At 69.4% G+C, this 15,176-nt stretch carries 13 protein-coding genes; 10 read left to right on the forward strand and 3 right to left on the reverse strand.

Features of this window, described 5'->3' with window-relative positions; genetic code table 11:
- Positions 1–64: 64 nt before the first annotated feature.
- On the reverse strand, positions 65–517 hold the full coding sequence (locus BM175_RS12385; protein ID WP_090963490.1) for an Lrp/AsnC family transcriptional regulator: 453 nt from the start codon (positions 515–517) through the stop codon (positions 65–67).
- 141 nt (positions 518–658) lie between these two features.
- Here BM175_RS12385 and alr point away from each other — a divergent pair, with 141 nt between their 5' ends.
- On the forward strand, positions 659–1,798 hold the full coding sequence (gene alr / locus BM175_RS12390) for an alanine racemase (RefSeq protein WP_090963694.1): 1,140 nt from the start codon (positions 659–661) through the stop codon (positions 1,796–1,798).
- Complete coding sequence (locus tag BM175_RS12395) at positions 1,795–3,045, forward strand: D-amino acid dehydrogenase (RefSeq protein WP_090963492.1); 1,251 nt, start codon at positions 1,795–1,797, stop codon at positions 3,043–3,045. The genes alr and BM175_RS12395 overlap by 4 nt, the downstream gene beginning before the upstream one ends.
- Positions 3,046–3,052: 7 nt before the next feature.
- On the opposite strand, the gene BM175_RS12400 is transcribed toward BM175_RS12395, so the two are convergent.
- Entirely contained in the window at positions 3,053–3,364 is a 312-nt protein-coding gene (locus BM175_RS12400) for a GNAT family N-acetyltransferase (RefSeq protein WP_082505803.1), read from the reverse strand.
- A 236-nt stretch (positions 3,365–3,600) separates the two neighbouring features.
- On the opposite strand from BM175_RS12400, the gene BM175_RS12405 reads away from it, so the two are divergent.
- From BM175_RS12405 to BM175_RS12420, 4 genes are all read left to right on the forward strand, one after another.
- On the forward strand, positions 3,601–6,762 hold the full coding sequence (locus tag BM175_RS12405) for a DNA translocase FtsK (RefSeq protein ID WP_090963495.1): 3,162 nt from the start codon (positions 3,601–3,603) through the stop codon (positions 6,760–6,762).
- Positions 6,755–7,393 carry a hypothetical protein gene (locus BM175_RS12410; protein ID WP_090963497.1) on the forward strand — a complete coding sequence of 213 codons (639 nt, stop codon included), beginning with the start codon at positions 6,755–6,757 and terminating at the stop codon, positions 7,391–7,393. Before BM175_RS12405 ends, BM175_RS12410 begins: the two co-directional genes overlap by 8 nt.
- Positions 7,394–7,559: 166 nt before the next feature.
- Positions 7,560–8,198 carry an outer-membrane lipoprotein carrier protein LolA gene (locus tag BM175_RS12415; RefSeq protein ID WP_090963499.1) on the forward strand — a complete coding sequence of 213 codons (639 nt, stop codon included), beginning with the start codon at positions 7,560–7,562 and terminating at the stop codon, positions 8,196–8,198.
- A gap of 77 nt (positions 8,199–8,275) precedes the next feature.
- Positions 8,276–8,536 carry a hypothetical protein gene (locus BM175_RS12420; RefSeq protein WP_090963501.1) on the forward strand — a complete coding sequence of 87 codons (261 nt, stop codon included), beginning with the start codon at positions 8,276–8,278 and terminating at the stop codon, positions 8,534–8,536.
- Between the two features lie 7 nt (positions 8,537–8,543).
- Here the strand turns inward: BM175_RS12420 and BM175_RS12425 are convergent, their stop codons facing one another.
- Positions 8,544–9,422 carry an alpha/beta fold hydrolase gene (locus tag BM175_RS12425; protein ID WP_090963503.1) on the reverse strand — a complete coding sequence of 293 codons (879 nt, stop codon included), beginning with the start codon at positions 9,420–9,422 and terminating at the stop codon, positions 8,544–8,546.
- A 149-nt stretch (positions 9,423–9,571) separates the two neighbouring features.
- On the opposite strand from BM175_RS12425, the gene BM175_RS12430 reads away from it, so the two are divergent.
- The 4 genes from BM175_RS12430 (at position 9,572) to BM175_RS12445 (ending at position 15,107) form a co-directional block, all read left to right on the forward strand.
- Entirely contained in the window at positions 9,572–10,375 is an 804-nt protein-coding gene (locus BM175_RS12430) for an exodeoxyribonuclease III (protein WP_090963505.1), read from the forward strand.
- 243 nt (positions 10,376–10,618) lie between these two features.
- Positions 10,619–12,802, forward strand: coding sequence for a TonB-dependent siderophore receptor (locus BM175_RS12435; RefSeq protein WP_090963506.1), 2,184 nt, complete (start codon positions 10,619–10,621; stop codon positions 12,800–12,802).
- A gap of 249 nt (positions 12,803–13,051) precedes the next feature.
- Positions 13,052–13,936: an AraC family transcriptional regulator gene (locus BM175_RS12440; RefSeq protein WP_090963508.1), complete on the forward strand. Its 885-nt coding sequence runs from the start codon at positions 13,052–13,054 to the stop codon at positions 13,934–13,936.
- Between the two features lie 121 nt (positions 13,937–14,057).
- Positions 14,058–15,107 carry an ABC transporter substrate-binding protein gene (locus tag BM175_RS12445; RefSeq protein ID WP_055892005.1) on the forward strand — a complete coding sequence of 350 codons (1,050 nt, stop codon included), beginning with the start codon at positions 14,058–14,060 and terminating at the stop codon, positions 15,105–15,107.
- The last annotated feature ends 69 nt before the right edge of the window (positions 15,108–15,176 follow it).

Genomic DNA, 15,176 nt, shown 5'->3' on the forward strand with positions numbered 1-15,176 from the left:
CACCGGCGCCATCCTCGCGAGGCCCCATCTAAGGGCGAGCGGGCCGCCGGCCAGACCCGAAGGATCATCGCCGCCCCCCGGTATCGGACAGGACGCGGCGGATCGCGAAGGAGGAATTGATCCGCGACACGGCCGGAAGGCGCGACAGGATCTCCTTGTGGATGCGCTCGTAGTCGCCCGCCCCTTGCGCCTCGACGCGCAAGAGATAGTCCTCCGCGCCCGTCATCAGGTAGCATTCGCGGATCTCGGGATGCTTCAGCACCTCCGCCTCGAAGCGGTGCAGGACGTCCTCGGTCTGGTGCTCCAGCGTGATGCGCACGATCACGACATGCGCGTCGTCGCCGCCCGGCCCCGCCACGATCGCGGTGTAGCCGCGGATCGCCCCGGACTCTTCCAGCATCTGGACGCGGCGCAGGCACGCCGAAGGCGACAGGCCGGCCTCGGCGGCGAGCGCGACGTTGGTGGCGCGGGCGTTGCGGCGGAGCGCCCGGATCAGGGCGCGGTCGATGCGGTCCATGCGAAGATCGTTGCGCCCGTTCGAAGGAAATGTCGGATCGGCAGCGAAATTATCACATTCTGCGGCAGTTCGGCATGTCCTTCGACGATCCTTCGACCATCATGGATGCCGGATCGCTCGGGGGAACTCGCCGTGAACGCCATGCCGCATTCGACGCAAACGCATGCCTCCGTCACCGGCTCCGCCGGCGGCGTCCTGACCGTCGATCTCGGCGCGATCGCCCGCAACTACCGCGCGCTGGTGGCGCAGGCCGGAGGCGCGGCCGTCGCGGGCGTCGTCAAGGCGGACGCCTACGGGCTCGGCATGGCGCAGGTCGCGCCGGTGCTACTGGAGGCCGGCTGCCGGACCTTCTTCGTCGCCCATCTGTCCGAGGCGCTGGCGCTGCGCCCGATCCTCCCCGAGGGCCTCGAGATCTTCGTCCTCAACGGTCTTCTGCCGGGCGACGAGCGTCTGTGCGCCGAGACCGATATCCGGCCGGTCCTCAACTCGCTCGATCAGGTCGAGGCCTGGAGCGAGGCGGGACGGTCGCTCGGCCGCCCGCTGCCGGCGGCGATCCAGGTCGACAGCGGCATGTCGCGTCTCGGTCTCGCACCGGCCGAGGTCGAGGCGCTCAACGCCTCCCCTGAGCGGCTGCGCGGCATCGACACCGTTCTCGTCATGAGCCACCTCGCCTGCGGCGACGAGCCGGATCACCCGGCGAACGCCGCGCAGCTTGCCGCCTTCCGGGCGCTGTCCGATCGCCTGCCGCGGGCGCGCCGTTCGCTCGCCAACTCCGCCGGGCTCTTTCTCGGCGACGCCTTCCGCTTCGATCTCGCGCGACCGGGCATCGCGCTCTACGGCGGCGCGCCGACCGGGGGGCGCCCCAATCCGATGATGCCCGTGGTGCGTCTCGACGCACGGGTGATCCAGCTGCGCGAGGTGCCGGCGGGCGCGGGCATCGGCTACGGTTTCACCGCCGTCGCCGAGCGGGCGATGCGCCTTGCGACGCTCTCGGTCGGCTATGCCGACGGCTGGCTGCGCTCGGCCTCGAACCGGGGCGCCGTCTTCTACGCAGGACGAAAGCTGCCGATCGTCGGGCGCGTGTCGATGGATTCCGTCATCGTCGATGCGGGCGATGCGCCGGTGCGGGCCGGCGACCTCGTCGAGCTCATCGGCCCCCACGCCAGCCTCGACGCAGCGGCGGCCGCGGCGGGCACGATCTCCTACGAGATCCTGACCTCGCTCGGGAGCCGCTACGAGCGCCGCTACATATCGAACAACGCTGCAGGAGAGCGGGCATGAAGGTCGTCGTCCTCGGAGCCGGCATCATCGGCGTCACCTCGGCCTGGTACCTGATGAAGGCAGGCCACGAGGTGATCGTGGTGGACCGGCAGGAGGGGCCGGCGCTGGAGACGAGCTACGCCAATGCCGGCGAGGTGTCGTTCGGCTACTGCAGCCCCTGGGCGGCTCCCGGCATCCCGCAAAAGGCCATCAAGTGGCTGATGATGGAGCACGCACCCCTCATCTTGCGCCCCAAGCTCGACCGCGCCATGCTGTCCTGGCTGACGAAGATGCTCGCCAACTGCACGGCCGGCGCCTATGCGCGCAACAAGAGCCGGATGCTGCGCCTGTCGGACTACAGCCGCGTGTCGCTCGCCGAGCTTCGCCGCGACACCAACATCGCCTACGACCAGCGCATGCAGGGGACGCTGCAGCTCTTCCGTAGCCAAGCCCAGCTCGACGCCTCGGCCAAGGACGTGAAGGCGCTTGCCGCCGACGGCATCCCCTACGAGGTGCTCGACCGCGAAGGCTGCATCCGCGCCGAGCCGGCGCTCGCCCACGCGCGCGACAAGATCGTCGGCGGTCTCCAGACCCCGCAGGACGAGACGGGCGACTGCTTCAAGTTCGCGAATGCCCTTGCCGAGATCGTCGCCTCGCGCGGCGTCGATTTTCGCTGGGGCCGCACCGTGCGCCGTCTCCTCGTCGAGGGCGGCCGGGCGGTCGGCGTCGCGACGGATGCCGGCGACATCCGGGCCGACGCCGTGGTGGTGGCGATGGGGTCCTATTCGCCGGTCCTAGTGCGCCCGCTCGGGATCAAGCTGCCGGTCTATCCGGTGAAGGGCTATTCGCTCACCATCCCGATCGTCGACGAGACGCGCGCGCCCGAATCGACCGTGATGGACGAGACCTACAAGATCGCGATCACGCGGCTCGGGACCCGCATCCGCGTCGGCGGCATGGCCGAGATCTCCGGCTTCACCAACGACCGATCCGAGCGCCGGCGCCGCACGCTGGAACATTCGGTCACAGACCTCTTTCCCGGCGGCGACATCGCCCGCGCAGACTTCTGGTCGGGCCTCCGGCCGATGACGCCGGACGGCACCCCGGTGATCGGGCCGACGAAGGTGAAGGGGCTCTTCCTCAACACCGGCCACGGCACGCTCGGCTGGACCATGAGTTCCGGCTCGGGCCGGCTTCTCGCCGACCTCGTGTCGGGCGCCACGCCCGACATCGACGCGCGCGACCTGTCCGTCGCGCGCTACGGTTGACGGGCGCTCAGATCCGGCCGACCGGCTTCTCCTCCTCGGTGCGGATGTCGCCGTAGCGCTCGGGATGCCGGTCGAAGAGGGCGCGCACATAGGAGCAGGCCGGCACGACGGTCTTGCCCTCGCTTCGTGCGAAGGCGACCGCATGGTCGACGAGCTTCTCCGCGATGCCCTGGCCGCGCAGGCGCTCGGGCACGTAGGTGTGGTCGAAGATCAGCGAGTTCTGGATGCCGGCCGGCGCATAGGTCAGTTCGGCCCGGTCGTCGCCCTCGCCGTAGGCGAAGACGCCGGTGCGGCCCTGGTCCTCGTGAACGATCTGCATGGGGCGTGATTCCTCGTGTTGCGGTTCCCTTCGCGCCTAGACGCCCCTCCGCCCGGCCCGTTCCATCAAACCAATGCGAGCGTGACGGTGCGTTCGGGCTCCGCAGGGTTAAACGACCCTTAACCCCGTTTGTTTACCTTGACCGCAAAGAGCCGGAGCCCGCGGGGGCGCGCCGTCGAAGGACGCGTGCGCCCCCGCGGCGCCGTCCGGGCAGGCAGCAGGCGAAGGGCAGCGACATGGCATCGATCGAGGCGCGGGACGAGGGGACGGGATCGATGGCACGACCGGCACGCTTGGGCCTCGGGGTCGGTCTGGTCGGCCTGGCGCTGTGGCTGGCGACCGCCTTCGCCACCTGGGCGGTGGACGACCCGTCGCTCAGCTATTCCAACGACAATTCGGTCCGCAACATGGCGGGCGCGGGCGGCGCGGTGGTCGCCGACCTCGCCATGCAGGTCTTCGGCCTCGGTGCCGTGCTCGTTCCACTGGTGCTGGCGATCCGCGGCATCCTGTGCCTCATCGGCCGTCGCGCGGGCCGCGCCGGCCAGCGCGCCTGGGTGGCGCTCGGCGGCCTCGCGCTCGCCAGCGCCGCGCTCGGCTCGCTCGAGGCGCCGGCCGGCTGGCCGCTGCCGATCGGTCTCGGCGGCATCGTCGGCGATCTTCTCCTGAAAATCCCGGCGCTCGCGACCGGCGCCTATCCGACGGGCGCCTGGAGCTTTGCCGCCGCGGCCCTCTTCGCCGCCCCGGCGCTCTGGTGCATCCTCCACGGCGCCGGCCTCGTCGGCGCGCCGGACGAGCCGGTCGCGCTGAGCGCCCGTCGCGCCTCGAAGATCGAGGAGGACGACGGCGAGGGCCGCCTCGCCCTTCTCGCCGGGGTTGCCAGCCACTGGGCCTACCGCATGCGCTCGGCCGCTGCGCGCGTGACGCAGTCGGTGCCGGTGCTCGGCCGCCGCGAGGATCCGTTCTCGCACCGCGACTGGGACGCCGACGCGCCCCTGATGCCGCCGGCCCCGCCCGCCCGCTTCCGCGACGGGGCGGCTGCGCCCGCCGCCCGCCGCGAGGTGCGCGTCGTGGTGCCGCCGGAGTTCCGCGAGCCCACCTTCGACGAGCCGGTGGCCGACCACGACGAGCGCGCCTGGGCCGAGGTACCCTATGCGCCCGAGTCCGCCATGCCGGCGAGCCCTCGCGCGCCGGCCGCTGCGGCCCCCGAGATTGAGCCCGCCGCGCCCACCCGCCGCACGGTCGACACGAGCCGCGCCACTGTGCGCCACGGCCGCTCGGACTGGAACGGCTCCTACAAGATGGCGCAGCGCCAGGCCGCGATCGAGGCGGCGGCCGCCGCGGGCCGCGCCGAGCCGACCTTCGCCGCGGACGAGGCGGGCGACGAGGACCTCTTCGAGACCGGCGCGCCGGAGGATCGCGGCGTCGTCGGCTACGACGACATCCACCGCCACGACGCGTCGGCCTTCGGCCATGACGACGAGCTGCCGTTCGAGACGCACGAGGACCATGCGCCCTATCTCGGCGACGACGGTCGCCTGTCCCTGGAAGAGCGGATCGCGATGGAAGAGGACGAGGCACGCCTCGAGGCGCCCGAGCGCGCCTCGGCGCCGGAAGAGGGCGGCGGCTGGCGCGACTTCATCGCCAACAACATCGTCGCCTTCCCCGGTCTGAAGCGCGCCCCGAAGCCCGAGGCCGAGCTGCCCCGCGCCGCGCCCGTCGAGCCGCGCATGGCCCCGGCCGCCCCGGCGCCCGCCGCGCCGGCCCCGCGCGGGTCGATGTTCGAGCGCCCGGCGCGCGTCGTGCCGCAGGCGGCAGCCGATGCCGTCTCGCGCCAGTCCTCGCGCGCCCGCCTTGCCGAACTCGGCAACCCGGCCCTCAACGCCGAGTTCGAGCTGCCGCCAATCGAGCTCCTGTCGCCGCCGAAGCCGAGAAACCGCGACAACACGCTGACGCCCGAGATCCTGCAGGAGAACGCGCGCCTTCTCGAGGGCGTCCTCGACGACTTCGGCGTCAAGGGCGAGATCATCGAGGTGCGCCCCGGTCCCGTCGTCACGCTCTACGAGCTCGAGCCCGCGCCCGGCATCAAGTCGAGCCGCGTCATCGGCCTCGCCGACGACATCGCCCGCTCGATGTCGGCGATCGCCGCCCGCGTCGCGGTCATTCCCGGCAAGAACGCGATCGGCATCGAGCTGCCCAACGCCAAGCGCGAGACCGTCTACTTCCGCGAGATGATCCAGTCGGAGACGTTCGCGGGCGCCAAGGCGAAGCTCGCTCTGGCGCTCGGCAAGACGATCGGCGGCGAGGCGGTGATCGCCGATCTCGCCAAGATGCCGCATCTTCTCGTCGCCGGCACCACGGGCTCGGGCAAGTCGGTCTCGATCAACACGATGATCCTGTCGCTCCTCTACCGGATGAGCCCGGCCGAGTGCCGCATGATCATGATCGACCCGAAGATGCTGGAACTGTCGATCTACGACGGCATCCCGCACCTCCTCGCGCCTGTCGTCACCGACCCGAAGAAGGCGGTCGTCGCGCTGAAGTGGACGGTCAAGGAGATGGAGGACCGCTACCGCAAGATGTCGAAGGTCGGCGTTCGCAACATCGACGGCTTCAACACGCGGGTGTCCTCGGCAATCGAGCGCGGCGAGACCATGTCGCGCACCGTGCAGACGGGCTTCGACCGCGAGACCGGGGAGCCGATCTTCGAGTCGGAGGAGTTCGACCTCCAGCCGCTGCCCTACATCGTCGTCATCATCGACGAGATGGCCGACCTGATGATGGTCGCCGGTAAGGACATCGAAGGCACCGTCCAGCGCCTCGCGCAGATGGCGCGCGCCGCCGGCATCCACGTCATCATGGCGACGCAGCGCCCCTCGGTCGACGTCATCACCGGCACGATCAAGGCGAACTTCCCGACCCGCATCTCCTTCCAGGTGACGTCGAAGATCGACTCGCGCACCATCCTCCAGGAGCAAGGCGCCGAGCAGCTGCTCGGCATGGGCGACATGCTGTTCATGGCCGGCGGCGGGCGCATCCAGCGCGTCCACGGCCCCTTCGTCGACGACGCCGAGGTCGAGGAGGTGGTCAAGCACCTGAAAGCGCAAGGCACGCCCGAATATCTCGATGCGATCCTCGAGGAAGAGGACGAGGACGGCACGGCGGCGGGCGGTTCAAGCGGCGGCTCGGTGGGCGGCGAAGAGTCGGCCGATCTCTACGACCAGGCGGTGGCCGTGGTCCTGCGCGACGGCAAGGCGTCCACCTCCTACGTCCAGCGCCGCCTGCAGATCGGCTACAACCGCGCCGCCTCGATCATCGAGCGGATGGAGCGCGAGGGCATCGTCGGCCCCGCCAACCACGCCGGCAAGCGAGAGATCCTGGTGCCGACGGACAATGCGTGACGAGCCGGAGGAAGAAGTCCTCTTCCACCGGCCTTACATCTCGCCGTCCGCATGGCGCTTGTTCCAACGGGCGACGACGAGCAGACATGAGCGGCATCGTTTCCGCATCATGCCGAGGACGCTGCGCTCCGTTCCCGCTCTCGAGCGCGGTCTGAGGCTTCGCGTGGCTGCGGTGCCCTTCGCCCTTTGGGGCATCGCTGTGCTTGCCTCGTTGCGTCTGTCACCCGAAATGAGGCAACTCTCGCTCACGTTGGCGGCCTACTATCTCGCTCCCATGATGCTTCACGGGATCTGGACCGTCGCATTCCGCAGGCGCCCGCTGAAGGTTTCAAGGTATCCGTGGACTTTTGGAATCGACGGTCTTGTTCTCGCGTGCAAAACCGCACTCATCGCGTTCGCTGCCAGTCCCTTCATACTTTCTCTTTGCAACCATCTCTTTGGAGAGGGGCGGGAGCCGAGCCGATCCATATTGGGCGTCTCGGCATTCGATATCACCTTTCTCATGTTTCTGAGCGTCGCGCCCATGACGATCGGTGCCGGGGTCGGATCTTGGGTTCTTTACAACATCATCGGAACCGGGCACCGCCGACGGCTTTACGAAGCTCTGACGCAGGCGCGCGCCGCACGCTAATTTCTCGCCAACTTCTTGCCGGCTGACAGCACCGGAATAGCTTGGCAGGATGAACCAGAGTTCATTTGAGCCGCCGCATTGGAGCCGATCTGAGGCTGTATCGACGGGTCGATCCCGGTGCCGTTCCTCTTCGGCCCGCCCCACGCTTCGAGGACTTGTACGACCCATGACCGCTCAACGTGGACGCATCGCTGGCGCCGTTCTCACGCTCGCCCTCCTCGCCGGCGCCTCGCTGTCCGGACACACGCTCGCCCACGCCCAGACCGCGACCGCCGCCGCGCAGCGCGTGGCCGACCATTTTTCCGGCGTGAAGTCGATGAAAGGCAACTTCGTCCAGTTCGACGCGGCCGGAAACCAGACCGAGGGCACGTTCTTCATGGAGCGGCCGGGCAAGATCCGCTTCGACTATTCCGGCTCGCCGGTGCGCGTCATCGCCGACGGCAGCCAGGTCGCGGTCAACAACCGCAAGCTCAACACCTGGGACCTCTACCCCCTGTCGAAGACGCCGCTGAAGCTGCTCCTCGACCAGCGGATCGACCTCTCGGCCGCCAATATCCAGAGCGTCAAGGAGGGGCCGGACCTCACCACGATCGTGATGGGCGACAAGTCGATCTTCGGCAATTCGCGCATCACCATGATGTTCGATCCCTCGACCATGGACCTGCGCCAGTGGACGATCCGCGACGCGCAGGGCAAGGACACGACCGTCATGGTCTACAACGTCGTCGAGGGTGGCGCGGTGGACGACAAGCTGTTCAACATCCCCTACGCCAACATCCGCGGCGGCATGACCGGCAACCGCTGACGGGAACAGGCGCGGCGGGCCGGGGTTGAGCCTCCGTCCCGCGGCCTCCGTCGCGCCGCCACCCGGAACACCTGCCCATGCGCCCGATCCTGGCCCTTGCCGCCCTCGGCCTTCTCGCTCTCTCCGGCTGCACCACGGTGACGCCGGCCGAACGGCGCGCCGCGGACGAAGCCCGCTGCCGCGACTACGGGTTCCGACCGCGCACCGACGCCTTCGCCGCCTGCCTGCAGCGCATCGATCTCGACCGCAGCGAAGCCCGCCGGGCACGCCTCTACGGCGGTCCGGGGTGGAACGGCGGCATCGGCGTCGGGGTCGGCTACGGCCGGATCGGCTGGTAGGGGCGGCTCACCGGAAGAAGGCGAGCATCGCCGTCAGCGTCTCCTCCGGCGCCTCCTCCACCAGGAAGTGACCGCTGTCGATCGCCTGTCCCGACACGTCGTCGGCGTAGCGCGTCCAGACTTCGATGGGATCGCCGTGCCTCGCCGGCGTGCCCTTGGCGCCCCACAGCGCCAGCAGCGGGCAGGCGATGCGCCGGCCGGCCGCCCGATCCTCCTCGTCGTGGCGCCGGTCGATCGTGGCGCCGGCACGGTAGTCCTCGCAGACGCCGTGGATCGTGTCGACGCGCGAGAAGGACCGGCGATATTCGGCGAGCGCCTGCGGCGCGAAGGGTGCGGTGGACTGGTTGGCCGTCCAGCTCGCCAGCGTATGATCGACGTAGAAGACCGGATCGGAGCCGATCAGGCGCTCCGGCATCGGGTTCGGCTGGGCGAGGAACTGCCAGTGGTAGGAGGAGAGGGCGCCAGCCGCGTCCATCCGCTCCCACATCTCCACCGTCGGGATGATGTCGAGGAGCGCCAGCCGCTCGACGGCGTCCGGATGGTCGAAGGCCAGCCGATAGGCGACGCGCCCGCCGCGGTCGTGGCCGGCGAGGCGGAAGCGCTCGAACCCGAGCGCCGCCATGACGCGCACCATGTCGGCCGCCATCACGCGCTTGGCGTAACCCTCGCCACCCTTCGATTCCGGCGCCGACGACTGGCCGTAGCCGCGAAGGTCCGGCACGACGACGCGGAAGCGCTCGGCCAGGCGTGGGGCGACGCCCGCCCACATCGCGCCGGTCTGCGGATAGCCGTGGAGAAGGAGGAGGGGAGGGCCCTCGCCCGCGATGCGGCAGAAGATCTCGGCGCCGTCGCCCTCGATCCTGCGCGTCTCGAAGCCTTCGAACATGACCTGAACTCCCCGCCGCCCCATACGCGCCCGGCCACAACGCGGGGGCCGCCTTGTCGTTGCCTCCGGCGCGAGACGCCCGGGCGTTTCCTTCCGCGGCGGTGATGGACTAGACAGGCGCCGACGCCCCTGCCCATCGGACACGCCCCATGCCCTTCACGCTCGCCACCTGGAACATCAACTCGGTGCGCCTGCGCCTGCCGATCGTGGAGGCGTTCCTCAAGGCCGAGGCGCCGGACGTTCTCTGCCTGCAGGAGACGAAGTGCCCGAACGAGCTCTTCCCCGAGGACGCGTTCCGTGCGCTCGGCTACGAGCACATCGCGCTCCATGGGCAGAAGGGCTATCACGGGGTCGCCACGATCTCGCGCCTGCCCTTCGCCGACCTCGTGCGCCAGGACTTCTGCGCGATCGGCGACGCGCGGCACCTGTCGGTGCGCGTGGCGGCGGGCGAGCGGCAGATCCGCGTCCACAATCTCTACGTGCCGGCGGGCGGCGACGAGCCGGACCCGGAGATCAACCCGAAGTTCCGCCACAAGCTCGACTTCCTCGAGGAGATGCGCCTGATGCGCGCCGAGGCCGAGCCCGGCGTCTCGGCGATCCTCGTCGGCGACCTCAACATCGCGCCGTTCGAGGACGATGTCTGGTCGCACAAGCAGCTTCTGAAGATCGTTTCGCATACGCCGGTCGAGACCGAGGGCATGAAGCGCGTGATGGCGGAAGGCGGATGGACCGATCTCGTGCGCCAGCACGTGCCCCTGCCGCAGAAGCTCTACACGTGGTGGAGCTACCGCGCCAAGGACTGGGACGGCGCCAACAAGGGGCGCCGGCTCGACCACATCTGGAGCTCGGCCGACCTCGGACCCCACCTTCGCGAAGCGCGGGTCCTGCGCGAGGCGCGCGGCTGGGACCGTCCGTCCGACCACGTACCGGTGATCGTCACGCTCGACCTCTGAACAACGGGGGCGTGGATCCTGGAATCGTTCCGAAACCCGTGTCCGCGCTGCATCATTCACTCGGCAATACGACATCGCCGCGGTCGTCGCCCCGCGGGTCGAAACCCGGAAATCCCAATGATCGGCTGCGATCGGGCCCTGAACAGGCCCAGCGACAAATATTGACTCTTTCAGTCATGTTTTCGTAGCGAGGATGGATCGGCGGGCGCGAGGGGCGCCGGCCCCTGCTTCCCGTGTGCGTCCATGGCCCGTTCGATCCCCAACCGCTCCCGCCGGATCCGTCCGCTGCTCCTTGCGAGCACCGGGCTCGTGGCCCTGTTGTGTGCCACGGCGCAGGCGCAGGAGATCGTGCTGGATACGGTGACGATCGAGTCCGGCGGCGAGGGCGCGCGGTCGGACGGCTCGCTCAGCGCAGCGGGCGGCGGGGTCGCGGGGGCCTCGGCGGACGGCTTCCGGACGGACGGCTACGTCACTGAGACGACGCGCTCGGCCACCAAGACCGACACGCCACTGGTGCGCGTGCCGCAGGCGGTGTCGGTGGTCACGGAGGAGCAGCTCGACGACCGCAATCCGCAGACGCTCAGCGACGCCGTCGGCTATACGCCGGGCGTGCGGATCGGCGCCTACGGGCTCGACCCGCGCTTCGACGCCTTCTTCATCCGCGGCCTGCCCGCGACCTATACCGGCATCTTCCGCGACGGGTTGCGCGAGTTCAACATCGGCTTCTCGACCTTCGACATCGAACCCTACGGACTCGAGGGCCTGTCGATCCTCAAGGGCCCGGCGGCCGGCCTCTACGGCTCGTCGAATGCCGGGGGCATCGTCGACCTGCGCTCCAAGCGTCCGACGCGGGCGGCCGCGCGCGAAGTGGAGGCGCAGGTCGGCTCCAACAGCCGCGTTCAGCTCAACATGGACGCGTCGGGACCGCTCGGATCGTCCGAGACGGCCTTCTACCGCGTCACCGGCGTCGCGCGCGACGCGGAGTCCGACTACCCGTTCGCCTCCGACGACCGGCTGACCGTCGCGCCGGCCTTCACCTGGACGCCGGACGCCGACACCTCGCTGACGATCTTCGGCGAACTCCAGCGCTCGCGCTCCGGCGGCACCTTCGCCTATGTCAACGACGGGACGCGCGTGACCGACGTCGCGGCGGGCGATCCGTCCTTCAACGACCTCGACCAGACCCAGGGCCGCCTCGGCTTCGAACTGGAGCGGCGCCTCGACGAGACCTTCACCTTCCGCCAGAAGGCGCGCGTCCAGAGCCTCGACGTCTACGGCGAGTACGCCTACGCGATCGGCGGCCCGCAGAACGGCATCGTCAACCGCGGCGCGGGCAATGTCGACCAGACGCTGAAGGGCGTCGTGTCCGACACGCAGCTGGAGGCGAGGTTCGACACGGGTCCGCTCGGCCACACGCTGCTCGGCGGCGTCGACGCGTCCTATGCCGAATACACCAACCTCGAAGGCTACGGCGCGGCGCCCTCGCTCCTCTTCGCCGCCCCGCGCTACGACACGGCGATCGCGACGCCCGCCTACTCGGTCGCGGCCTCGCAGGACCAGTCGCAGGTCGGCCTCTACCTTCAGGACGAGATCGTCTACGATCGCTTCACCCTGACGCTCGGCGGGCGGCACGACTGGGTCTGGACGGACACCGCGTCGGGCACGCCGGGCGCCCTCGCCGCCCAGCCGGAGCAGAAGGATTCGGAGTTCTCCGGCCGCGTCGGCCTGTCCTATCTCTTCGACAGCGGCGTCGCTCCCTATGTCAGCTACGCCACCGCGTTCGCGCCCAACATCGGCACGAACACGGCGGGCGAGGCCTTCGTGCCGACCACGGCCGAGCAGTGGGAAGCCGGCGTGAAGTACCAGATCCCCGGCTGGAACACGCTCCTGACGGCCGCCGTCTTCGACATCACGCAGGAGAACGGCGTCTTCTTCGACGTGAACCCGCTCACCGGCACCAACGAACAGGTGCAGCGCGGCGAATTGCGCTCGCGTGGGGTGGAACTGGAGGCGACGGCCTCGCTCATGGCGGGTCTCAACGCCACGCTCGCCTACGCCTATACCGACCTCGAGATCGTCGAAGGCACGGCGGCCACCACCGGCAACACCCTGTCCTCGACGCCGCGCCACACGGTCTCGCTCTGGGCGGACTACACCATGCAGTCAGGCGCGGCCGAAGGGCTCGGGGTCGGGGCGGGGCTGCGCTACCTGTCGTCGAGCTTCGGCGACGACGAGAACACGTTCCGCAACGACGCGCGCGTCTTCATCGACGCGGCCGCGCATTACGACGTGCCGGCGGTCGAGGGTCTTCGCATCCAGGTGAACGCCACCAACCTCTTCGGCGAGGATGCGCAGATCTGCTCGTCCGGCTTCTGCTACAAGGAACCCGAGCGCAACGTCATCGGCTCGGTGCGCTACCGGTTCTGACGTCTCCCGCGACCATGGGCAGTCAGGCTCTCTCCGCGGGACTGCCACGATGCCGCATCGGCGGGCGATCTGCCCGCCGGATAGGCGTTTTCGACAGGATCGGGCGTCATATCCGTCATGATCGACAAAAAAGTATCGTCGTTGCGGAAAGCCGGAGGTAGCTAAGCATCCGTCGAAGGTCTTAACTCCAAGCTGCAGAGTGCGGGGAACACGCGCCTGCAACGGGAGATACGGCCGGGAGGAGACGGCATGCATCCAGACCTGGAACTCGTCCAGATCCGGCAGGGAGAGGCGTTCAAGGCCTGGACGCACGGCTATCCCTTCCACACGGTCCGCTGGCACTTCCACCCCGAATACGAGATCCACCACATCGTCGAGACGCGCGGCAACTATTTCGTCGGCGATTTCATCGGCGAGTTCGAGCCGGGCAACCTCGTCCTCACCGGGCCGAACCTCCCGCACAACTGGGTGAGCGACGTCGCGCCGGATGCCGAAATTCCGCTGCGCTGCCGGATCGTCCAGTTCTCCGAGAGTTTCGTCGAGGAGACGACGCGCGCGCTGCCGGAGTTCGCGGCCGCCGGCCCGCTTCTGGCCTCCAGCCGCCGCGGCGTCCTGTTCTCGCCCGAGACCGCGGCGGCCGCCGGGCCGATCCTTGCCGACATGGTCGAGGCGAGCGGCTTTCGCCGCCTCTCCATGTTCATGGCGCTGATGGATGTCCTCACGGCCGCCGAGGACGCCCGCCCGCTCACCAGCGCCGACTACCTGCCGGACCCGTCGGGCTTCATGAGCGGGGGCATCAACGAGGCGCTCGCCTTCATCAACCGGCACCTGACGGAGGAGTTCTCGGAGCGCGACCTTGCCGCCATCTCCGGGCGCAGCCCCTCGACCTTCAGCCGCGCCTTCCGGCGGCACACCGGCATGACGCTGGTCAGCTACGTCAACCGGCTGCGCATCAACCTCGCCTGCCAGCTCCTGACCAGCGACCCGCACCGCGCGATCACCGACATCTGCTTCGCCGCCGGCTACAACAACGTGTCGAACTTCAATCGCCAGTTCCTGCTGCAGAAGGGGATGACGCCGACGCGCTTCCGCAACCTGTCGCAGCGCAACCAGACCCTGTCCTACGCCGCCTGACCGCGTGCGGGACGAGCCGATCGGTGGGCGGGGCTCCGGCCTCGGTCCTGCCGCCACAGGGCCCTTCGCGCGTGCCCCGAACGCCGAACTCGAAGACCACCAAAACCCAAGGGAGACGATCATGACTGTTTCGATGCGCCACGGCGGCCTTGCCGTCCTCGCCCTCGGCCTTCTGGCCGGCACCGCTTCGGCCCGCGCGGCCGATGCCACCGTCGCCTTCCTGATGCCCGACCAGGGCTCGACGCGCTACGAGGAGCGCGACTTCCCCGGCTTCAAGAACGAGATGGCGAAGCTCTGCCCGGATTGCACCGTGGTCTACCAGAACGCCAACGGCGACGCCGCGCTCCAGCAGCAGCAGTTCAACTCGGTGATCGCGCAAGGGGCGACCGTCGTGGTGCTCGACCCCGTCGATTCCAGCGCCGCCGCCTCGCTCGTCCAGCAGGCCCAGTCCCAGGACGTCAAGGTCATCGCCTACGACCGCCCGATCCCGGCGACGCCGGCCGACTACTACGTGTCCTTCGACAACAAGGCGATCGGCCAGGCGATCGCCCAGTCGCTCGTCGACCACCTGAAGGCCAAGGGCGTGCCGGACGGCTCGGGCGTCCTGCAGATCAACGGCTCGCCGACGGACGCGGCGGCCGGCCTCATCCGCGACGGCATCGACGCCGCGCTGGACGCCTCGCCCTACAAGACGCTCGCCGAGTTCGACACGCCGGAATGGGCGCCGCCCGAGGCCCAGCAGTGGACGAGCGGCCAGATCACCCGCTACGGCGCCGACATCAAGGGCGTGGTCGCGGCCAACGACGGCACCGGCGGCGGCGCCATCGCGGCCTTCAAGGCAGCCGGCGTCGAGCCCGTCCCGCCGGTGACGGGCAACGACGCCACCACCGCGGCGCTCCAGCTGATCATCGCGGGCGACCAGTACAACACGATCTCCAAGCCGTCCGAGATCGTCGCCGCGGCCGCCGCCAACATCGCCTTCAAGTTCATCTCCGGCGAGAAGCCCGAGGCCAAGACGACGCTCTACAACACGCCGTCCGAGCTCTTCGTGCCGCTCGTCATCACCCGCGAGAACATCAAGGCCGAGATCTTCGACAAGAACATCACGCCGGCCTCCACCGTCTGCACCGGCGACTACGCGGCCGGCTGCAAGGAGCTCGGCATCCAGTAAACCTCGCGCGAGACCGCCGGTCGCCCATGCTCGGGCGGCCGGTCCCCGTTCCATTTCAAGGGAGGCCCG

Source organism: Aureimonas phyllosphaerae (assembly GCF_900113065.1).
Lineage (GTDB): Bacteria > Pseudomonadota > Alphaproteobacteria > Rhizobiales > Rhizobiaceae > Aureimonas > Aureimonas phyllosphaerae.

Excerpts from the sequence above, each read along its gene's own strand:
- BM175_RS12410 (WP_090963497.1), top strand. The coding sequence starts at position 6,755 with ATGCGTGACGAGCCGGAGGAAGAAGTCCTCTTCCACCGGCCTTACATC.
- BM175_RS12420 (WP_090963501.1), top strand. The coding sequence starts at position 8,276 with ATGCGCCCGATCCTGGCCCTTGCCGCCCTCGGCCTTCTCGCTCTCTCC.
- BM175_RS12415 (WP_090963499.1), top strand. The coding sequence starts at position 7,560 with ATGACCGCTCAACGTGGACGCATCGCTGGCGCCGTTCTCACGCTCGCC.
- BM175_RS12385 (WP_090963490.1), bottom strand. The coding sequence starts at position 517 with ATGGACCGCATCGACCGCGCCCTGATCCGGGCGCTCCGCCGCAACGCC.
- BM175_RS12405 (WP_090963495.1), top strand. The coding sequence starts at position 3,601 with ATGGCATCGATCGAGGCGCGGGACGAGGGGACGGGATCGATGGCACGA.
- BM175_RS12430 (WP_090963505.1), top strand. The coding sequence starts at position 9,572 with ATGCCCTTCACGCTCGCCACCTGGAACATCAACTCGGTGCGCCTGCGC.
- BM175_RS12400 (WP_082505803.1), bottom strand. The coding sequence starts at position 3,364 with ATGCAGATCGTTCACGAGGACCAGGGCCGCACCGGCGTCTTCGCCTAC.
- BM175_RS12395 (WP_090963492.1), top strand. The coding sequence starts at position 1,795 with ATGAAGGTCGTCGTCCTCGGAGCCGGCATCATCGGCGTCACCTCGGCC.
- BM175_RS12440 (WP_090963508.1), top strand. The coding sequence starts at position 13,052 with ATGCATCCAGACCTGGAACTCGTCCAGATCCGGCAGGGAGAGGCGTTC.
- BM175_RS12425 (WP_090963503.1), bottom strand. The coding sequence starts at position 9,422 with ATGTTCGAAGGCTTCGAGACGCGCAGGATCGAGGGCGACGGCGCCGAG.
- BM175_RS12445 (WP_055892005.1), top strand. The coding sequence starts at position 14,058 with ATGACTGTTTCGATGCGCCACGGCGGCCTTGCCGTCCTCGCCCTCGGC.
- BM175_RS12435 (WP_090963506.1), top strand. The coding sequence starts at position 10,619 with ATGGCCCGTTCGATCCCCAACCGCTCCCGCCGGATCCGTCCGCTGCTC.
- alr (WP_090963694.1), top strand. The coding sequence starts at position 659 with ATGCCGCATTCGACGCAAACGCATGCCTCCGTCACCGGCTCCGCCGGC.